General features: G+C 34.7%; 14 protein-coding genes. 13 read left to right on the plus strand and 1 reads right to left on the minus strand.

Annotated elements, in window-relative coordinates:
* Positions 1 to 7: 7 nt before the first annotated feature.
* The gene (nusA, locus tag OLM54_RS19535) at positions 8 to 1,255 is read left to right on the plus strand and encodes a transcription termination factor NusA (protein WP_029271964.1); all 1,248 of its coding nucleotides are present in this window, start codon (positions 8 to 10) and stop codon (positions 1,253 to 1,255) included.
* A gap of 48 nt (positions 1,256 to 1,303) precedes the next feature.
* Positions 1,304 to 4,189 (plus strand): translation initiation factor IF-2, encoded by a 2,886-nt coding sequence (gene infB, locus OLM54_RS19540; protein WP_264536213.1) that lies wholly within the window; start codon positions 1,304 to 1,306, stop codon positions 4,187 to 4,189.
* A gap of 382 nt (positions 4,190 to 4,571) precedes the next feature.
* On the opposite strand, the gene OLM54_RS19545 is transcribed toward infB, so the two are convergent.
* On the minus strand, positions 4,572 to 4,961 hold the full coding sequence (locus OLM54_RS19545; protein ID WP_264536214.1) for an SPOR domain-containing protein: 390 nt from the start codon (positions 4,959 to 4,961) through the stop codon (positions 4,572 to 4,574).
* A gap of 219 nt (positions 4,962 to 5,180) precedes the next feature.
* On the opposite strand from OLM54_RS19545, the gene OLM54_RS19550 reads away from it, so the two are divergent.
* From OLM54_RS19550 to queG, 11 genes are all read left to right on the plus strand, one after another.
* Complete coding sequence (locus OLM54_RS19550; protein ID WP_264536215.1) at positions 5,181 to 6,512, plus strand: c-type cytochrome; 1,332 nt, start codon at positions 5,181 to 5,183, stop codon at positions 6,510 to 6,512.
* Positions 6,513 to 6,544: 32 nt separating this feature from the next.
* Positions 6,545 to 9,598, plus strand: a complete 3,054-nt coding sequence (locus OLM54_RS19555) for a TAT-variant-translocated molybdopterin oxidoreductase (protein WP_264536216.1) — start codon at positions 6,545 to 6,547, stop codon at positions 9,596 to 9,598.
* Between the two features lie 34 nt (positions 9,599 to 9,632).
* Complete coding sequence (gene nrfD / locus OLM54_RS19560; RefSeq protein WP_264536217.1) at positions 9,633 to 11,033, plus strand: NrfD/PsrC family molybdoenzyme membrane anchor subunit; 1,401 nt, start codon at positions 9,633 to 9,635, stop codon at positions 11,031 to 11,033.
* The gene (locus OLM54_RS19565; protein WP_264536218.1) at positions 11,026 to 11,550 is read left to right on the plus strand and encodes a DUF3341 domain-containing protein; all 525 of its coding nucleotides are present in this window, start codon (positions 11,026 to 11,028) and stop codon (positions 11,548 to 11,550) included. The genes nrfD and OLM54_RS19565 overlap by 8 nt, the downstream gene beginning before the upstream one ends.
* Positions 11,551 to 11,558: 8 nt before the next feature.
* Positions 11,559 to 12,104 carry a c-type cytochrome gene (locus tag OLM54_RS19570; protein ID WP_140507728.1) on the plus strand — a complete coding sequence of 182 codons (546 nt, stop codon included), beginning with the start codon at positions 11,559 to 11,561 and terminating at the stop codon, positions 12,102 to 12,104.
* 27 nt (positions 12,105 to 12,131) lie between these two features.
* The gene (locus OLM54_RS19575; protein ID WP_264536219.1) at positions 12,132 to 13,526 is read left to right on the plus strand and encodes a quinol:cytochrome C oxidoreductase; all 1,395 of its coding nucleotides are present in this window, start codon (positions 12,132 to 12,134) and stop codon (positions 13,524 to 13,526) included.
* Positions 13,527 to 13,545: 19 nt separating this feature from the next.
* A complete protein-coding gene (locus OLM54_RS19580; protein ID WP_264536220.1) occupies positions 13,546 to 14,739 on the plus strand; it encodes a cytochrome c oxidase subunit II in 1,194 nt (397 codons plus the stop codon).
* A gap of 31 nt (positions 14,740 to 14,770) precedes the next feature.
* Positions 14,771 to 16,573: a cbb3-type cytochrome c oxidase subunit I gene (locus OLM54_RS19585; protein WP_264536221.1), complete on the plus strand. Its 1,803-nt coding sequence runs from the start codon at positions 14,771 to 14,773 to the stop codon at positions 16,571 to 16,573.
* A gap of 131 nt (positions 16,574 to 16,704) precedes the next feature.
* Positions 16,705 to 17,727, plus strand: a complete 1,023-nt coding sequence (gene ruvB / locus OLM54_RS19590; protein WP_264536222.1) for a Holliday junction branch migration DNA helicase RuvB — start codon at positions 16,705 to 16,707, stop codon at positions 17,725 to 17,727.
* A gap of 9 nt (positions 17,728 to 17,736) precedes the next feature.
* Positions 17,737 to 18,552 (plus strand): alpha/beta hydrolase, encoded by an 816-nt coding sequence (locus tag OLM54_RS19595; protein WP_264536223.1) that lies wholly within the window; start codon positions 17,737 to 17,739, stop codon positions 18,550 to 18,552.
* A gap of 2 nt (positions 18,553 to 18,554) precedes the next feature.
* Positions 18,555 to 19,475 (plus strand): tRNA epoxyqueuosine(34) reductase QueG, encoded by a 921-nt coding sequence (gene queG / locus OLM54_RS19600; protein ID WP_264536224.1) that lies wholly within the window; start codon positions 18,555 to 18,557, stop codon positions 19,473 to 19,475.
* Positions 19,476 to 19,652 lie beyond the last annotated feature (177 nt).

Genomic DNA, 19,652 nt, shown 5'->3' on the forward strand with positions numbered 1-19,652 from the left:
AATTCGCATGGAAAATTTAGCATTAATCGATTCATTCTCAGAGTTTAAAGATAATAAACTTATTGATCGTGTAACGCTTATGGCAATTTTAGAGGACGTGTTTAGAAATGCACTAAAGAAAAAATACGGTTCTGATGATAACTTCGACATTATTATAAATCCTGATAAAGGAGATATGGAGATTTGGAGAAGAAGAGTAATCGTTGCTGACGAAGATCTTGATTTTGAAAATGAAGAAATTACATTGACAGAGGCCAGAATGATCGAAGCTGATTTTGAAATTGGTGAAGAAGTTTCTGAAGAAGTTAAATTGATCGATTTAGGAAGAAGAGCTATTTTGGCTTTGCGTCAAAACTTAATATCTAAAATTCACGAACACGATAATACTAATCTTTACAAACAATTTAAAGATATTATTGGTGATATTTATACTGCCGAAGTACACCACGTACGTCCTAGAGTAGTCATTTTGGTTGATGATGAAGGAAATGAAATTGTGCTTCCAAAGGAAAAACAAATTCCATCTGACTTTTTCCGTAAAGGAGATAATGTTCGTGGAATTATTGAAAGCGTTGAATTAAAAGGAAACAAACCTCAAATTATTATGTCCAGAACTTCTGAAAAGTTCTTGGAAAAATTATTTGAACAAGAAATTCCTGAAGTATTCGACGGTTTGATTACTGTTAAAAATGTAGTGCGTATTCCTGGTGAAAAAGCAAAAGTAGCAGTAGATTCGTATGATGACAGAATTGATCCTGTTGGAGCTTGCGTAGGTATGAAAGGATCTCGTATTCACGGAATTGTTCGTGAACTAGGAAACGAAAATATCGACGTAATCAACTACACAAGTAATATTCAATTGTTTATTACAAGAGCATTAAGCCCTGCAAAAGTTTCTTCTATCAAAATTGATGAAGAAAATAAAAGAGCCGAAGTTTTCTTGAAATTAGAAGAAGTTTCTAAAGCAATTGGTAGAGGTGGTCACAATATTAAACTGGCGGGTCAGTTAACAGGTTATGAGCTGGATGTTATCAGAGAAGGAGATGTTGCAAGCGGAGAAGATGATGACGTTGAATTAACAGAGTTTTCAGATGAAATCGAAGACTGGGTTATTGAGGAATTTGCAAAAATTGGTTTAGATACAGCTAGAAGTATCTTAAAACAAGAAGTAGAAGATTTAGTAAGAAGAACGGATTTAGAAGAGGAAACTATTCTTGACGTTATGAAAATACTAAAAGAAGAGTTTGATAGCTAGTTATCTGCTCTAACAACACAACGAAAAAGGTAATAATAAAAAGGTTATATGTCTGAAGAGAGAGTAATAAGAATAAACAAGGTTTTAAGGGAATTAAATATTTCGTTAGAAAGAGCTGTTGATTATCTAAAAGATAAGGGAATTGCTATTGATGCAAATCCAAATGCGAAAATTTCTGATAGCGAATTTAATATCCTACAAAGCCAATTTGCGGGCGATAAGGGGAATAAAGAGGCTTCTAAAGAAGTTGGTGAAGAGAAAAGAAAAGAAAAAGAAGCTTTGCGTGTTGAGCGTGAAAAAGAAATTGAAGACAAACGCAGACAAGACGAAGAACGCCAAAAACAACAAGAGATTATCAAAGCGAGAGCTGTTGTAACCGGACCTGTTCAAGTTGGTAAAATAGATTTAAATCCAAAGAAACCTACAGTTGTTTCTACACCACCTGTTGAGGAACCGGCTAAAGTCGAAGAACCGAAAGCAGTTGTTACTCCAACTCAACCAGAAAAACCTGTTCAAAAAGAAATTGTACAGCCTGAGCCAGTTGTTGCTCCTGTAGTTTCTGAAGAGAAAAAGGTAGAAAAACCTATTATTACAGAGAAAAAAGAAGTAAAAGCTGAGAATCCTAAAGTAGCGCAAGAACCTGTTGTTTCAACAGATCCTGCAACTGCTGAGGAAACAATCACTACGCAATATCAAAAATTATCTGGAACTACACTTACCGGGCAAACAATTGATTTATCTCAATTTAATAAACCTAAGAAAAAGAAAGAAGATCCAAAGATAACTCCTAATAAACCAGGAGCTCCGGGAGCCGGAGGAAATAACGCCAATAAAAATAAGCGTAAAAGAATTGCTCCTAAACCGGGAGCGCCGGGTGCACCAAAACCTGCTACAGGTAATGCGCCGGGAACTCCAAACCCAAATAAAATCACTCCAAATACTGGTGGTGGAGGTTTTAATGCTAACAGAAGCGCAAGACCAGGTTTTGTAAAAGGAAACCGTCCTGCAATTGTTGCTAAAGTTGAGCCTACTGAAGAGGAGGTAAAAAACCAAATTAGAGAGACTCTTGAAAAACTTCAGGGTAAAGGTGGAAAATCAAAAGCTGCTAAATACAGAAGAGATAAAAGAGATACGCACCGTCAGAAATCTGATGAAGAGCAAAGAGCAATTGACGAAGGAAGTAAAACTATTAAAGTTACAGAATTCGTTACGGTTGGTGAAATTGCAATCATGATGGATGTGCCAATTACTAAGGTTATTGGAACTTGTATGTCGCTTGGTATCATGGTTACGATGAATCAGCGTTTAGATGCTGAAACATTAACAATCGTAGCAGATGAATTTGGTTACGAAGTTGAATTTATTACTGTTGATATCGAAGAAGCTATTGAAGTAGTTGAAGATAGAGAAGAAGATTTAGTAGTTAGAGCGCCAATCGTTACTGTAATGGGTCACGTCGATCACGGTAAAACATCTTTACTGGATTATATTCGTAAAGAAAATGTTATCGCTGGTGAGTCTGGAGGTATTACACAGCACATTGGGGCATACGGAGTTACTTTAGATAATGGTCAGAAAATTGCATTTTTAGATACTCCGGGTCACGAGGCGTTTACCGCGATGCGTGCACGTGGAGCTCAAGTTACCGATATTGCCATTATTGTAGTAGCTGCGGATGATGATATCATGCCACAAACAAAAGAAGCAATTTCTCACGCACAAGCTGCGGGAGTGCCAATTATATTTGCAATCAATAAAATTGATAAGCCAAATGCTAATGTTGAGAAAATCAAAGAGCGTTTAGCAGGAATGAATTTACTTGTTGAAGATTGGGGTGGAAAAATTCAGTCACATGATATTTCTGCAAAAGTTGGAACAGGAGTAAAAGAATTACTAGAAAAAGTTTTATTAGAAGCTGAAATTTTAGATTTAAAATCTAATCCAAATAAAGCAGCTCAGGGAACTGTAGTTGAAGCTTTCTTAGATAAAGGAAAAGGATATGTATCAACAATCTTAGTTCAACACGGAACTTTAAAAGTTGGAGATTATATGTTAGCTGGAAAGCATCACGGTAAAATTAAAGCGATGCATGATGAAAGAGGGCATATTGTTATAGAAGCAGGTCCTTCGACTCCAGTATCTGTTTTAGGTCTTGACGGTGCTGCAACTGCAGGTGATAAGTTTAACGTTTTTGAAGATGAAAAAGAAGCAAAACAAATTGCATCGAAACGTTCTCAATTAATGCGTGAACAATCTGTACGTACACAACGACATATTACACTTGATGAAATTGGTCGTCGTATCGCTCTTGGTCAGTTTAAAGAATTGAACGTAATCCTTAAAGGAGACGTTGATGGATCTGTTGAAGCATTATCAGATTCGTTCTCTAAACTTTCTACAGAAGAAATTCAAATTAATATTATCCATAAAGGTGTTGGAGCAATTACAGAGACTGACGTTATGTTGGCTTCTGCTTCTGATGCGATTATTATCGGATTTAACGTTCGTCCTGCAGGAAATGCAAGACAACTTGCAGATAAAGAAGAAATCGATATTCGTTACTATTCTATTATCTATGCTGCTATCGATGACTTAAAAGACGCGATGGAAGGAATGTTAGCTCCTGAGATGAAAGAAGAAATTTTAGGAACTGCCGAAATCCGTGAGATTTTCAAAATTTCTAAAGTTGGTTCAATTGCAGGTTGTATGGTAATGGATGGTAAAATTATGAGAACTTCTAAAATTAGAGTTATCAGAGACGGAGTAGTAGTGCATACAGGTGAACTTGTAGCCTTAAAACGTTTCAAAGACGACGTTAAAGAAGTTTCTAAAGGTTACGATTGTGGTATCCAGATTAAAGGATATAATGACATTGAAGAAAGAGATGTTATTGAAGCGTACCATGAAGTTGCTATCAAAAAGAAATTGAAATAATATTCAATAATTATATTAAAAAGTCCCAATGAAAATTGGGACTTTTTTTTTGGGTTTAACTTTTACTTTGTCACTTGTCAATTTAGAAAGTTTAAAATATAAAAGTGGATATTTATAAGTCGTTTTTCCTCAATTGTAGATTTAATCGATTTACAGAGGTTTTTTTGTTGTATTAGATTGGCAATCGTTATGTGAATGATCGTTTAAGACAGTCGTTAATTTAATGGTTAGACTGTATTAATGACTTGATTTTTGAATTCTAAATACTTGAAAAATTGATTTTACAGCGTATTTCAAAAGAGTATGATTTCAATATTTAGTTTAGGTATAAAAAAAAAGCGAGACTAAAATCTCGCTTTTTTGTATTAATAAGGGTATATTTTTATTTGCCTGGCTTGATTAAAAAAACACTTTTGTATTTATTTTTTATGTCCGCCAAAATTCGTTCTGCTTCTATTCTGGTTTTAAAGTTTCCAACCAATACTTTGTAGTTTGGTGTATTAAAAATTATAGTCCCGTCAATATCACTATATTCTCTTTTGAAATCATTTAAGGTCTTTTTGGCGTCTTCGCTTTTTCCACTGAATATTTGAATTTTATAAGTGTCGTTTGTACTTAATGACGTGTTAATTTTACGCTTGTCGTTTAGTAACTGCTCAAATTTTGGGTCCTGATTTAGTGTTAAATTTTGGTCTTGAGCATGAATATTATATGTTAAAGTAAACATAGTTAATGTTAAGAAAAAGCTTTTTGAAAGGGTTAAAATTCTCATAATGTGATGGTTTTTATGCAAAAATAGTATTTAAAGTTTGTATTAAAAATTTTGATATTATTTAGAATTGATATAAATTGATATTTAAGAGTATTTTAAGGTTTTGAGAATAGTTCATAAGTCGTATTTTTGTGCAAGTTTTAAAAGAGGGTATTCGATTTTTACTGATTTATTACAGAAAAAATCATACCAAAAATTAGTAGATAATTATTATACTATATGAAAAAGGTGGGTAACCATAATTCGATCTCAAGAAAATTGCTGCTTAGCTTATCGCTAACGCTTATTTTCTCCTTAACTTCATTTGCTCAAGATGCTGCTGCTCCGGCGGCACCTGAAGCTGCTGCTCCGGCTGCTGCTGCAGGTGGTGATCCAGTAAAAGGGAAGGAACTTTTTAATGCAAATTGCGCTGCATGTCACAAATTAGATGCTAAATCAACAGGTCCTGCTTTAAGAGGAGTTGCTGCAAAGCATGAAATGGCTTGGATCTACAAGTGGGTTCACAACAGTTCTGAAGTTATTAAATCAGGTGATGCTGTTGCTGTAAAACTTTTTGAAGAAAACAATAAGTCTGTAATGACTCCTTTTCCTCAATTGTCTACAGGTGATATTGATAATATTATCGCTTATACTTCTGAAGTAAAAGCTGAGCCTGCAGCTGGTGCCCCTGGTTCTGCTGCGCCTCCGGGAACAAACGTTGAAGGTGGCGGAATTTCTAATAACATTATTTTAGGAGCTCTTGCTCTTGTAATGGCAATTTTAGTTGTTATGTTGTTCATGGTGAACAAAGTATTAACTAAAGTAGCAGGAAATAATGGTATTGTAGTTGCTCCAAAAGAAGCTAGAACTCCAATTTGGAAAGCCTTTGCTAAAAACCAATTTTTGGTACTAGTTACTTCTATATTCTTGCTTTTGGCGAGTGGTTATTTTGTGTATGCTTACTTAATGCAAGTAGGTGTTGATCAAAATTATGAGCCAATTCAGCCAATTCACTATTCTCATAAAATTCACGCAGGAGATAACGAGATCAATTGTAAATATTGTCACTCTGCTGCTCGTGTGAGTAAAACTGCTGGTATTCCTTCTTTGAATGTTTGTATGAACTGTCATAAAAATATTTCTGAAGTTGCTGAAACTACTGCTACTCCTGAGTACAGCAAAGCATTTTACGATGCTCAAATTCAAAAATTATACGATGCTGTTGGATGGGATAAGGCGAAACAAGCTTATACCGGAAAAACACAGCCTGTGAAATGGGTTCGTATTCATAATCTGCCTGATTTTGTTTACTTCAATCACTCTCAACACGTTTCTGTTGCAGGAATTGAATGTCAAACTTGTCACGGCCCAGTGCAGGAATTTGAGATCATGAAGCAATACTCTAAATTAACAATGGGATGGTGTATTGATTGCCATAGAAAAACTGATGTTAAGATGGAAGGAAATGCATATTATGATAAAATTCATGCTGAACTTTCTAAAAAATACGGTGTAGAAAAATTGACTGCAGCGCAAATGGGAGGTTTAGAATGCGGTAAATGCCACTATTAATCGAATTATTAAGATTTTAATATTTATATACAATGTCATCAAACAAAAAATACTGGAAAAGTGTTGAGGAACTAGAAAATAGTTCTATTGTTGAGGCGCTTAGAAATAACGAATTCGTTGAAGAGATTCCTACAGAAGAATTCTTAGGGAATGCAGATGCTTTAGCTCAATCTGGAACTTCACGTCGTGACTTTTTAAAGTACGTAGGATTTAGTACTGCAGCGGTAACTCTAGCTGCCTGCGAAGGTCCTGTTCACAAGTCTATACCATATGTGTTACAACCGGAACAAATCATTCCTGGTGTTGCTGATTATTATGCAACTACTGTTTTTGATGGTTTTGATTTTGCTAACCTTTTAGTAAAAACTCGTGAGGGTCGTCCAATTAAAATTGATAACAATACTATTTCTGGAGCTAAGTTTTCAGCCAATGCTAGAATTCATGCGTCTATCTTATCATTATATGATAGCATGCGTTTGAAAGAACCTAAATTGGATGGAAAAAATAGTAGCTGGTCTGCTGTTGATTTGAAAATAAAATCAAGTCTTGCTGATGCAAAAGCAAAAGGCGGACAAGTGGTATTGCTGACAAATACTTTAGCAAGTCCGTCTACTGAGAAATTAATAGGGGAATTTATTGCTAAAAACCCAAATGCAAAACACGTTGTTTATGACGCTGTTTCTTCTTCGGAAGCTTTAGATGCATTTGAAACAGTTTACGGAGAAAGAGCTCTTGTTGATTACGATTTTTCAAAAGCTTCTTTAATTGTGTCTGTTGGAGCTGATTTCTTAGGAGATTGGCAAGGTGGTGGATACGATGCAGGATATGCACAGGGACGTATTCCTCAAAACGGAAAAATGTCACGTCACTTTCAGTTCGAATCAAACATGACATTGTCTGGTGCTGCTGCGGATAAACGTATTCCAATGACTCCGGCAGATCAAAAACAAGCTTTAGTTTTAGTTTATAATATTATTGCAGGTGCTTCTGTTCCGGTTTCTTTAGATGCCAAATTTAAAACAGAAGTTACTAAAGCTGCTCAACAGTTAAAAGCTGCTGGTTCTAAAGGAGTTTTAGTATCTGGAATTGAAGATAAAAATGCTCAATTATTAGTTTTAGCTATCAATCAGGTATTGGCTAGTGAAGCTTTTAATACAGCTGGTACAAGACAAATTAGAAAAGGTTCTAATGCGATTGTATCTCAATTAATAAAAGATATGAATGCTGGAAGTGTTCATACTTTAATCATGAGTGGTATTAATCCGGTTTATACATTAGCTGATTCAGCTTCTTTTGTATCTGGATTGAAAAAAGTAAAAACTTCAGTTGCTTTTTCTTTAAAAGAAGATGAAACTGCTTCAGTTACTACAATTGCTGCTCCGGCTCCTCATTATTTAGAATCTTGGGGTGATGTAGAGATTACTAAAGGAACTTATAGTTTAACTCAACCAACTATTCGTCCTATATTCAATACAAAACAATTTCAAGACGTTTTATTATCAGTAAATGGAGTTTCCGGAACTTTCTACGATTATCTTAAAGCTAGTTCAGCTGGGATTATTGCAGGTTCTTCTTGGAATAAAGTTTTACATGATGGTGTTTTTGTAATTGGTTCGACTGCATTATCTGCAGGTTCTGTTGATTATGCTACTGCTGCAAATGCGGTTTCAAAATCAAAAGCTGCAGGAGAATTTGAATTAGTGTTGTATACTAAAACAGGTTTAGGTGACGGACAACAAGCAAACAACCCTTGGTTGCAAGAGTTTCCGGATCCAATCACAAGAGTTTCTTGGGATAACTATGTTACAGTTTCTAATGCTGATGCTAAAAAACTTGGCTTGACAAATGAAATTGTTGCTAACGGAGGTTTAAACGGAAGTTATGCTACAATTACTACTGCTGATGGTTCAAAATTAGAGAATGTTCCGGTTATTGTTCAACCAGGACAAGCTGTTGGAACACTTGGTTTAGCAGTTGGTTATGGTCGTAAAGCGGCTTTAAAAGAAGAAATGGTTGTAGGTTTAAATGCTTACGCTTTATATAAAAACTTCAATAGTGTTCAGTCTGTTTCTATTGCGAAAGCAAATGGAGTGCATGAGTTTGCTTGTGTTCAGGGACAAAAAACATTAATGGGTAGAGGAGATATTATTAAAGAAACTACTCTTGAAATCTTTAATACTAAAGATGCTGAACATTGGAATGAAAAACCAATGGTATCTTTAGATCACCAGGAAGTTGAAGCTACTACTGTCGATTTATGGGAATCATTTGATCGTACAGCCGGACATCACTTTAATCTTTCAATCGACTTAAATGCTTGTACAGGATGTGGAGCATGTGTTATTGCTTGTCATGCTGAAAACAACGTTCCGGTTGTTGGAAAAGCAGAAGTAAGAAGAAGCCGTGATATGCACTGGTTGCGTATTGACAGATATTATTCTTCTGAAAGTACTTTTGAAGGTGATAACGAAAGAAAAGAAAATATTGCTGGTTTATCTAGTTCATTATCTACATTTAATGAAATGGAAAAAGCTGGAGATAATCCACAAGTTTCATTCCAACCGGTAATGTGTCAGCACTGTAATCACGCACCATGTGAGACAGTTTGCCCAGTTGCTGCAACATCTCACGGTCGTGAAGGTCAAAACCACATGGCATACAACAGATGTGTTGGTACTCGTTACTGTGCAAACAACTGTCCATATAAAGTACGTCGTTTTAACTGGTTCTTGTATAACAAAAACAGTGAATTCGATTATCACATGAATGACGATTTAGGTCGTATGGTGTTAAACCCAGACGTAAACGTTCGTTCTCGTGGTGTTATGGAAAAATGTTCAATGTGTATTCAAATGACACAAGCTACTAAATTAAAAGCTAAAAACGAAGGTCGCCCAGTTGCTGATGGCGAATTCCAAACAGCTTGTTCTAACGCTTGTTCTTCTGGAGCAATGATATTTGGTGATGTTAATGATAAAGAAAGTAAAGTTGCTAAATTAGCAGCTGATGAAAGATCATATCACTTATTAGAGCATGTAGGAACAAAACCTAATGTGGTTTACCATGTTAAAGTTAGAAATACTTAGAATAAATTATTAATTAAGAAACATATAAAGGATTATGTCGTCTCACTACGAAGCACCCATTAGAAAACCTTTAGTTATAGGTGATAAATCTTATCACGATGTAACTGTAGATGTAGCTGCACCTGTTGAAGGTCCTGCAAACAAACATTGGTGGATTGTATTTTCAATCGCATTAATAGCCTTCCTTTGGGGGTTAGGTTGTATAATTTACACCGTATCTACCGGTATTGGAACATGGGGATTAAATAAAACAGTTGGTTGGGCTTGGGATATCACGAACTTCGTTTGGTGGGTTGGTATTGGTCACGCTGGAACATTAATTTCTGCGGTATTATTACTTTTCCGTCAACGTTGGAGAATGGCTATTAACCGTTCTGCAGAAGCAATGACTATCTTCTCAGTAGTACAAGCAGGTTTATTTCCAATTATTCACATGGGACGTCCATGGTTAGCATACTGGGTTTTACCTATTCCAAATCAATTTGGATCTTTATGGGTAAACTTTAACTCACCATTGCTTTGGGACGTGTTCGCAATTTCGACGTATCTTTCGGTGTCATTAGTTTTCTGGTGGACTGGTTTATTGCCTGACTTTGCAATGCTACGTGACAGAGCGGTAACTCCTTTTACAAAAAGAGTATATTCTATCCTAAGTTTCGGATGGAGCGGAAGAGCTAAAGATTGGCAGCGTTTTGAAGAAGTATCATTAGTATTGGCTGGTTTAGCTACTCCTCTTGTACTTTCTGTACACACGATTGTATCGATGGACTTTGCTACTTCTGTAATCCCTGGATGGCATACAACAATTTTCCCTCCGTACTTCGTTGCCGGAGCGGTTTTCTCTGGATTTGCAATGGTAAACACCTTGCTGATCGTTATGAGAAAAGTTTCTAATCTTGAAGCATATATCACATTACAACATATCGAATTAATGAATATCATTATTATGATTACAGGTTCGATTGTTGGTGTAGCTTATATTACTGAGTTATTTGTAGCTTGGTATTCAGGAGTAGAATATGAGCAATATGCTTTCTTAAACAGAGCTACCGGACCTTACTGGTGGGCATATTGGTCGATGATGACTTGTAACGTTTTCTCTCCACAATTTATGTGGTTCAAGAAATTAAGAACAAGTATCATGTTCTCATTTATTATTTCGATTGTTGTAAACATCGGAATGTGGTTTGAAAGATTCGTAATTATTGTTACTTCTTTACATAGAGATTACCTTCCATCTTCTTGGACAATGTTTTCACCAACATTTGTTGATATTGGAATTTTCATCGGAACGATTGGTTTCTTCTTTGTATTGTTTTTATTATACTCTAGAACATTCCCTGTAATTGCTCAGGCAGAGGTTAAAACAATTTTGAAAGGAACAGGAGATAATTACATTAGAGAAAGAGCAAATAAAGATTCACATCATGAGTAATAAAGTAATATACGCCATTTATAATGACGATGATATTTTGATGGATGCAGTAAAGAAAACCAGAGCTGCTCATCATCATATTGAAGAAGTTTTTACTCCATTCCCAGTTCACGGGTTGGATAAAGCTATGGGTTTAGCACCAACAAGATTAGCAATTTGTTCTTTCTTATATGGATGTGTTGGTCTTTCTTTTGCAACATTCATGATGAGTTATATTATGATTCATGACTGGCCACAGGATATTGGTGGTAAACCAAGTTTCAGTTTCATTCAGAATATGCCATCTTTTGTGCCGATTATGTTTGAGTTGACTGTATTTTTTGCTGCCCACTTAATGGTTATTACTTTTTATATGAGAAGTAGATTATGGCCATTTAAACAAGCTGAGAATCCTGATGTAAGAACAACAGATGACCATTTTTTAATGGAAGTTGCCGTAAATAATAACGAAGCAGAACTAGTTTCTTTTTTCGAAGGTACAGGAGCTGTTGAAGTTAAAGTAATTGAAAAGAATTAATTGTAGCTATGAAAAGGATATATAAAATAACACTTTTAGTTGGTATAACTATTTTAGTTTCATCTTGCCACAATAATTCGGCACCAAACTATCAGTATTTCCCTAATATGTATGAGTCTGTAGGTTATGAAACTTATTCAGAAGCAAAAATATTTAAAGGAGGAAAAGAAGGACAGCTTCCTGTTGCAGGAACGATTAATAGAGGTTTTGAGCCTTATGAATATGAAAATTCAACTGCAGGTTATGAATTGGCAAAAGCTAATTTAAAATCTCCTTTGGATTCTATCGAAAGAAATTCCGGAAAAGGAAAAGAACTTTTCGAGATTTATTGTATCAGTTGTCATGGTGCAGCTGGAAACGGTAAAGGTAAATTGGTTGAAAGAGAAAAATTTCTTGGAGTACCTAGCTATAAAGACAGAGAAATCACTGAAGGAAGTATCTTTCACGTTGAAACTTATGGTTTAAATGCAATGGGTTCACATGCAAATCAATTAAGTGCCCACGAACGTTGGTTAGTTGCTGACTATGTTCTAAAACTAAAAAGCCAATTATAATTGTTGAACAAACTGATCGTAATAGATATGTATACATTTTCAAGTAAATTAAAAACTTTTTCTATCATCCTAATGGCCGTTGGTATATTAGGAATTGGATATGGTTTTTTAACTGCTCCTAAAGATATTCAAGAAGTTGAAAAAATTCTAGCTGCAGATGCGCATGGAGCTCATGGAGCTGCACATGAAGTAACGGCAGAGACTACTCACAAAGAAGCCGGACATCATGAAACTGCTGAAGTTTCGCATGAATCACACAAAGGCGGTGAACATGCAGAAGTTAGCGCTGCTGACGAGCATAAAAAACATTTAACACACGTATTGCACCAATTGCAAAATAAGCCATGGTCTGCATTATATGTTGCTTGTATTTTTTTCTTGTTAATTTCTCTGGGAGTTCTATCATTTTATGCTATTCAACAAGTAGCTCAGGCAGGCTGGTCTCCGGTTTTGTTTAGAGTTATGCAGGGAATTACAGCTTATTTACCTGTAGCTTCTGTGATTTTCTTCATCATTTTAATTCTTTGCGGATTACACTTTAATCATATTTTTGTATGGTTAGGAGAAGGAGTTACTGATCCTAAAAGCCCTAATTATGATGAAATTATTGCTGGTAAGCATGGTTATTTAAATTTTGGTTTCTGGATTGCGAGAGCAGCTATCTTTTTATTAGGATGGAATTTATACCGTCATTATTCAAGAAAAAATTGCTTAGCTCAGGATGAAGCTAATGATGATTTAAATTACAAAAAGAACTTTAAATTATCTGCGGGATTCTTAGTATTCTTTATCGTATCTGAATCTATCATGTCTTGGGATTGGATTATGTCAATTGATCCACACTGGTTCAGTACTTTATTTGGATGGTATGTATTTGCTTCTTTCGTTGTAAGTGCTGTTACTACTATAGCATTAGTTACTATATATTTAAAATCTAAAGGATATTTAGAATATGTAAATACAAGCCATATACACGATTTAGCTAAATTTATGTTTGGTTTTAGTATTTTCTGGACTTATTTATGGTTCTCTCAATTTATGTTGATCTGGTATGCAAACATACCTGAAGAGGTTACTTATTTTATCACAAGAATTCAATTATATAACTTACCTTTCTTTGGAGCAGTTGTAATGAACTTTGTTTTTCCATTATTAATTTTAGTTAACACTGATTTTAAACGTCTTAGCTGGGTTATTGTAATGGCTGGTACTGTTATCTTATTTGGACATTATATTGATTTCTTTAATATGATTATGCCTGGTACAGTTGGAGATAAATGGTTTATTGGAATTCCTGAAATTGCATCTATTCTTTTCTTCTTAGGATTGTTTATTTTTGTAGTGTTTAATGCATTAACTAAAGCTCCTCTGTTAGCAAAAAGAAATCCTTTCATAGAAGAAAGTAAACATTTTCATTATTAATATTTAAAGAAATAAACAGATGACAAGTTTGTTGGTAATTATAGTTTTAGTTTTATTAGCAGTTGCATTGTGGCAATTGACCAAGATATTTGATCTTACTCAGGTAGGATCTTCTTCGGACGATTCGCAAGTTGCATCAGATAATGATAATAATGTACAAGGTTATATTATGTTTGGCTTCTTGGCATTCATATATATATTTACGATTTATGGTTTATTAAAATGGGGTGGTTTAGCACTTCATACTCCTGCATCAGAGCATGGGCTTTTAGTAGACAGCTTAATGAATATTACTTGGGTTTTAATTTTTGTAGTTCAATTTATTACACAAGGTTTATTATATTGGTTCTCTTTTAAAAATAGAGGAAATAAAGATAAAAAAGCATTATTTTTTGCTGATAGTAATAAATTAGAAGCAATTTGGAGTATTATTCCATCTGTAGTTTTAGCTTGTTTGATTCTTTACGGATTGTATGCATGGAACAATATTATGTTTGTTGACAAAGATGAAGATGTAATTGAAATTGAATTATATGCTCAACAATTTAAATGGACAGCAAGATATGCAGGACAAGATAATGTTTTAGGTAAAGCTAACGTACGTTTGATTGAAGGTATAAATACTTTAGGAGTTGATATGTCAGATCCGAATGCTCAGGATGATATTGTAGTTTCTGAGTTACATATTCCTAAAGGTAAAAAAGTACATTTCAAAATGCGTTCTCAAGACGTATTGCACTCAGCTTATATGCCTCACTTTAGAGCGCAAATGAACTGTGTTCCCGGAATGGTTACTGAGTTTGCTTTTATTCCAACTTATACAACTTCTGAATATAGAGAATTACCTTTTATGATCGAGAAAGTTGCAAACATCAACAAACTTAGAGCTGAAAAAAGCGTTGAGTTAGTTGCAAAAGGAGGTACAGCTTTAGATCCTTACACATTTGATTATTTATTATTATGTAATAAAATTTGTGGAGCTTCTCACTACAACATGCAAATGAAGGTAGTTGTTGATACTCCGGAAGATTATAAAAAATGGTTAGGCGAAAAAACTACTTTAGCTCAGGATATTAAAGCGGCAGCTGCTGCTAAAGCACCGGCTGAAGGAGCAGAAGCTACTACAGATAGTACAACTAATACAGCTAAAGATACTGTTAAAGCAGTTATTGATACTGTTAAAGCAGTTGTAGCTAAAGTTGCTATGAAATAATATTTATTAAGAAAATTTAAAGTACACATATATGTCAGCAGAAGCGCACGATCACGATCACGGACACGATCACGAGCACGAACATCATCATAAAGACACGTTCATTACTAAATATATCTTTAGTATTGATCACAAAATGATTGCTAAGCAATACTTAATTACCGGTATCATTATGGGTATTATTGGTATTGCAATGTCCTTGCTTTTCAGAATGCAATTAGCATGGCCAGAAGAGTCTTTCAAAATCTTTAATGTTTTATTAGGAGATAAATTTGCACCTGATGGTGTAATGGCAAATGATATTTATTTGGCTTTAGTAACAATTCACGGTACCATCATGGTATTCTTTGTACTGACAGCCGGTTTAAGTGGAACGTTTAGTAACTTACTTATTCCGCTTCAAATTGGAGCAAGAGATATGGCTTCTGGATTCATGAACATGATTTCATACTGGTTGTTTTTCTTATCTGCTGTAATTATGTTAAGTTCTTTATTTGTTGAAGCTGGACCAGCTTCTGCAGGTTGGACAATTTATCCTCCATTAAGTGCTTTACCACAAGCAATTCCAGGTTCTGGAACGGGTATGACTTTATGGTTAGTTTCTATGGCTATCTTTATTGCATCTTCTTTAATGGGATCTTTAAATTACATCGTAACTGTAATCAATTTAAGAACTAAAGGAATGTCTATGACAAGACTTCCACTTACAATCTGGACATTTTTCGTAACAGCTATCATTGGTGTTATTTCATTCCCGGTGTTGTTATCGGCTGCTTTATTATTGATTTTTGACAGAAGTTTTGGTACTTCATTCTTCTTATCTGATATTTATATCGCTGGAGAAGTTTTACATTACCAAGGTGGTTCACCTGTATTGTTCGAGCACTTATTCTGGTTCTTAGGACACCCTGAGGTTTATATCGTAATCTTACCAGCAATGGGTCTTGTTTCTGAAATTATGGCTACGAACTCTCGTAAACCAATCTTTGGATACAGAGCGATGATTATGTCAGTTCTTGCAATTGCATTTTTATCTACAATTGTTTGGGGTCACCATATGTTTATTTCAGGTATGAATCCTTTCTTAGGATCTGTATTTACCTTTACAACTTTATTGATTGCGATTCCATCTGCTGTAAAAGCTTTTAACTGGATTACAACTTTATGGAAAGGTAACCTGCAATTCAACCCTGCAATGTTATTCTCTATCGGAATGGTTTCTACTTTCATCACTGGAGGTTTAACCGGAATCATTTTAGGAGATAGTACTTTAGATATTAATGTTCACGATACTTACTTCGTTATTGCTCACTTTCACTTAGTAATGGGTATCTCTGCACTTTACGGAATGTTTGCTGGTATTTACCACTGGTTCCCTAAAATGTACGGAAGAATGTTGAATAAAAACTTAGGTTATATTCACTTTTGGGTAACTGCAGTTTGTGCTTACGGAGTATTTTTCCCAATGCACTTTATCGGATTAGCTGGTTTACCAAGACGTTATTATACAAACACAAACTTCCCATTATTTGATGATTTACAAAATGTGAATGTTTTAATTACAACATTTGCTCTTGTAGGAGGAGCTTTCCAATTGGTATTCTTGTACAACTTTTTTAGTAGTATTTTCTACGGTAAGAAAGCAACACAAAATCCATGGAGATCTACAACATTAGAATGGACAACTCCGGTAGAACATATTCACGGTAACTGGCCAGGTGAAATTCCTCACGTATACCGTTGGCCGTATGACTATAGTAACCCAAATCACGATGTAGATTTTGTACCGCAAAATGTACCAATGAAAGAAGGTGAAGAAGTTTTACACCACTAAAAATATTTTAGAAGACCATCTGAAGAGATGGTCTTTTTTATTTTCAACAAAATCTGATTAAATAAGAATACCAATATTTTATTTGAAATTTATCTATTTTACAAACTGATTACTTTGTCTATCTTTGTAAAATGAATGAAAACCTAGATCCCACTACAAATGGGTACAATCCAGAAGAATTAGATCTTGAAAAAAGATTACGTCCGCTGTCATTTGATGATTTTGCCGGACAAGATCAAGTTTTGGAGAATTTAAAAGTATTTGTTGCTGCTGCCAATCAACGTGGTGAAGCTCTTGATCATACACTTTTTCATGGACCTCCCGGATTGGGGAAAACTACTTTGGCTAATATTCTGGCTAATGAACTTGAAGTTGGAATCAAAATTACTTCCGGACCTGTTTTAGACAAACCTGGAGACTTGGCTGGTTTATTGACAAATCTTGACGAAAGAGACGTTCTGTTCATTGATGAAATTCATCGTTTGAGCCCAATTGTCGAAGAATATTTATATTCTGCAATGGAAGATTTCAAAATTGATATTATGATCGAGTCCGGACCAAATGCCAGAACGGTGCAAATCAATTTAAATCCTTTTACTTTAATTGGCGCAACAACCCGTTCAGGATTATTAACGGCGCCAATGCGTGCACGTTTTGGGATCTCATCCCGATTACAATATTATACAACTGAACTTTTAACTACTATTGTCGAAAGAAGTTCTTCTATACTTAAAATGCCAATTTCATTAGATGCTGCTATCGAAATTGCCGGTCGTAGTCGTGGTACACCTCGTATTGCTAATGCATTGTTACGAAGAGTGCGAGATTTTGCACAAATAAAAGGAAACGGAACTATCGATCTTGAAATAGCACGCTATGCATTAAAAGCACTTCATGTTGATGCACACGGTCTTGACGAAATGGATAACAAAATATTGTTAACCATCATTAATAAATTCAAAGGCGGACCTGTAGGACTTTCTACTTTGGCAACTGCAGTTTCTGAAAGCAGCGAAACCATAGAGGAAGTTTATGAACCTTTCCTGATTCAGGAAGGATTTATTATGCGAACTCCAAGAGGAAGAGAAGTTACAGATAAAGCTTATAAACATTTAGGGAAGATAAATACCAATATTCAAGGCGGGTTATTTTAAAAATATACTATGAGGCATTTCATTTTATTATTGCTGTTTAGTTGTTTCAGTTCTTTTGGGCAAACTAAGTATTTTTCGCATCTTGCTTATGGAAAATCATCTCAACAGGTTTTAGATTTGTATATTCCTGACGGGGATTTAAAAAATGTACCTGTTGTTATACTACTTCATGGCGGAGCCTGGACTATGGGCGGACTTGAATACACTAGTAAACATGCTCAGGATATATGCAATAAAGGATTTGTTGTAGCTAATGTTGATTATCGTTACATAAACGACAAGATTTCTGCGAAGGATTTATTAGCTGATATTGGAGCTGCGGTTAGTTATGTTTCAGATGCTTCTGGAAAATACGGTTATGCTAAAACGGGTTATCATATTGTTGGAATTAGTGCAGGAGCGCATTTGGCATTATTATATGGATATACTGAAAAAAGCATGAAATCTATAACAGCACTCTGTGCACCTTCAAGATTAGATTCTACTGAAATATTAGAATTTCTTAAAAAGAATGGTCTTTTAAGCACTATTGAAAAATTGGCTGGAGCAAAATTCAAAGCAAATGGAAGTAATCCCGCATTTGTCGCAATAAGCCCTTTCAAAAATATCTCAAATATGCCGACATTATTGATACATGGTGATGCGGATCCTTTGGTTAATGTAAGTCAATCTCAAAATCTTTATACCGAATTAAAAAACAAAGGAGTAGAGACAAAATTGATAATTAGAGAAGGTAAAGGCCATGATGTTGGAATGAATTCTCCCGATACTGAAATTCAGAATATAAATGATATTACAGAGTGGATTAAAAAGCATAATAACTAAAGTTGATTGATAAGGAAAAATACACGCAATTTATTAAAGCCGAATCTAAAAGACTCGGCTTTCTTTCTTGTGGTATTTCGAAGGCTGGTTTTTTAGAAGAAGAAGCACCTCGTCTTGAAAACTGGCTTAAAAATAATAGTCATGGTCAAATGTCATACATGGAAAACCATTTTGACAAACGACTAGATCCAACATTATTAGTTGATGATGCTAAAAGTGTTGTGTCACTTTTATTGAATTATTATCCTGCTGAATCTCAAACTGAGGAAAGTTTTAAAATCTCTAAATACGCTTACGGCCAGGATTATCATTTTGTAATTAAAGAGAAGTTAAAAGAATTACTTTTTTCAATTCAGGAAAATATAGGAGAAGTTGCGGGTAGAGCATTTGTTGATTCTGCCCCAGTTTTAGATAAAGCCTGGGCCGCCAAAAGCGGTTTGGGGTGGATTGGAAAAAATAGTAATTTAATAACTCAGAGAGTTGGTTCTTTTTATTTTATTGCTGAATTAATTTTAGATTTAGAATTAGAATATGATCACGCTACAACAGATCATTGCGGCTCATGCACTGCTTGTATCGACGCTTGTCCGACACAAGCGATAGTTGCACCTTATGTTGTAGATGGAAGCAAATGCATATCCTATTACACCATCGAACTCAAAGAAAATATTCCGTATGATATGAAAGGAAAGTTTGATGAGTGGATGTTTGGCTGTGACACTTGTCAGGATGTTTGTCCGTGGAATAGGTTCTCAAAACCTCACTCAGAACCATTATTTAATCCAAACCCTGATTTACTTTCTTTCACCAAAAAAGATTGGGAAGAAATTACAGAAGAAACCTTTCGGATTGTTTTTAAAAATTCACCTATAAAACGAACAAAGTTCGATGGTTTAAAACGTAATATAAAATTTTTGGAATAATTTTATATTGTCTTTTTTAAAGAATTTACTTCTTTTTTTTATCATATTTTTTTCTATTCCTCTCTCCTTCGGGCTACTTTATTTATTCCCATTTAAATTTAAAAAAACTATTTAAGGTTATGCGATTTTTATAAGTTATTCCTATTAGGAATACTTTATTAATAACCTGTATTTCAA

Source organism: Flavobacterium sp. N1736, from assembly GCF_025947065.1.
Lineage (GTDB): Bacteria > Bacteroidota > Bacteroidia > Flavobacteriales > Flavobacteriaceae > Flavobacterium.

What these genes read in the sequence shown, in the direction of transcription:
- nusA (WP_029271964.1), top strand. Translation starts at nt 8, where the DNA reads ATGGAAAATTTAGCATTAATCGATTCATTCTCAGAGTTTAAAGATAAT.
- infB (WP_264536213.1), top strand. Translation starts at nt 1,304, where the DNA reads ATGTCTGAAGAGAGAGTAATAAGAATAAACAAGGTTTTAAGGGAATTA.
- OLM54_RS19545 (WP_264536214.1), bottom strand. Translation starts at nt 4,961, where the DNA reads ATGAGAATTTTAACCCTTTCAAAAAGCTTTTTCTTAACATTAACTATG.
- OLM54_RS19550 (WP_264536215.1), top strand. Translation starts at nt 5,181, where the DNA reads ATGAAAAAGGTGGGTAACCATAATTCGATCTCAAGAAAATTGCTGCTT.
- OLM54_RS19555 (WP_264536216.1), top strand. Translation starts at nt 6,545, where the DNA reads ATGTCATCAAACAAAAAATACTGGAAAAGTGTTGAGGAACTAGAAAAT.
- nrfD (WP_264536217.1), top strand. Translation starts at nt 9,633, where the DNA reads ATGTCGTCTCACTACGAAGCACCCATTAGAAAACCTTTAGTTATAGGT.
- OLM54_RS19565 (WP_264536218.1), top strand. Translation starts at nt 11,026, where the DNA reads ATGAGTAATAAAGTAATATACGCCATTTATAATGACGATGATATTTTG.
- OLM54_RS19570 (WP_140507728.1), top strand. Translation starts at nt 11,559, where the DNA reads ATGAAAAGGATATATAAAATAACACTTTTAGTTGGTATAACTATTTTA.
- OLM54_RS19575 (WP_264536219.1), top strand. Translation starts at nt 12,132, where the DNA reads ATGTATACATTTTCAAGTAAATTAAAAACTTTTTCTATCATCCTAATG.
- OLM54_RS19580 (WP_264536220.1), top strand. Translation starts at nt 13,546, where the DNA reads ATGACAAGTTTGTTGGTAATTATAGTTTTAGTTTTATTAGCAGTTGCA.
- OLM54_RS19585 (WP_264536221.1), top strand. Translation starts at nt 14,771, where the DNA reads ATGTCAGCAGAAGCGCACGATCACGATCACGGACACGATCACGAGCAC.
- ruvB (WP_264536222.1), top strand. Translation starts at nt 16,705, where the DNA reads ATGAATGAAAACCTAGATCCCACTACAAATGGGTACAATCCAGAAGAA.
- OLM54_RS19595 (WP_264536223.1), top strand. Translation starts at nt 17,737, where the DNA reads ATGAGGCATTTCATTTTATTATTGCTGTTTAGTTGTTTCAGTTCTTTT.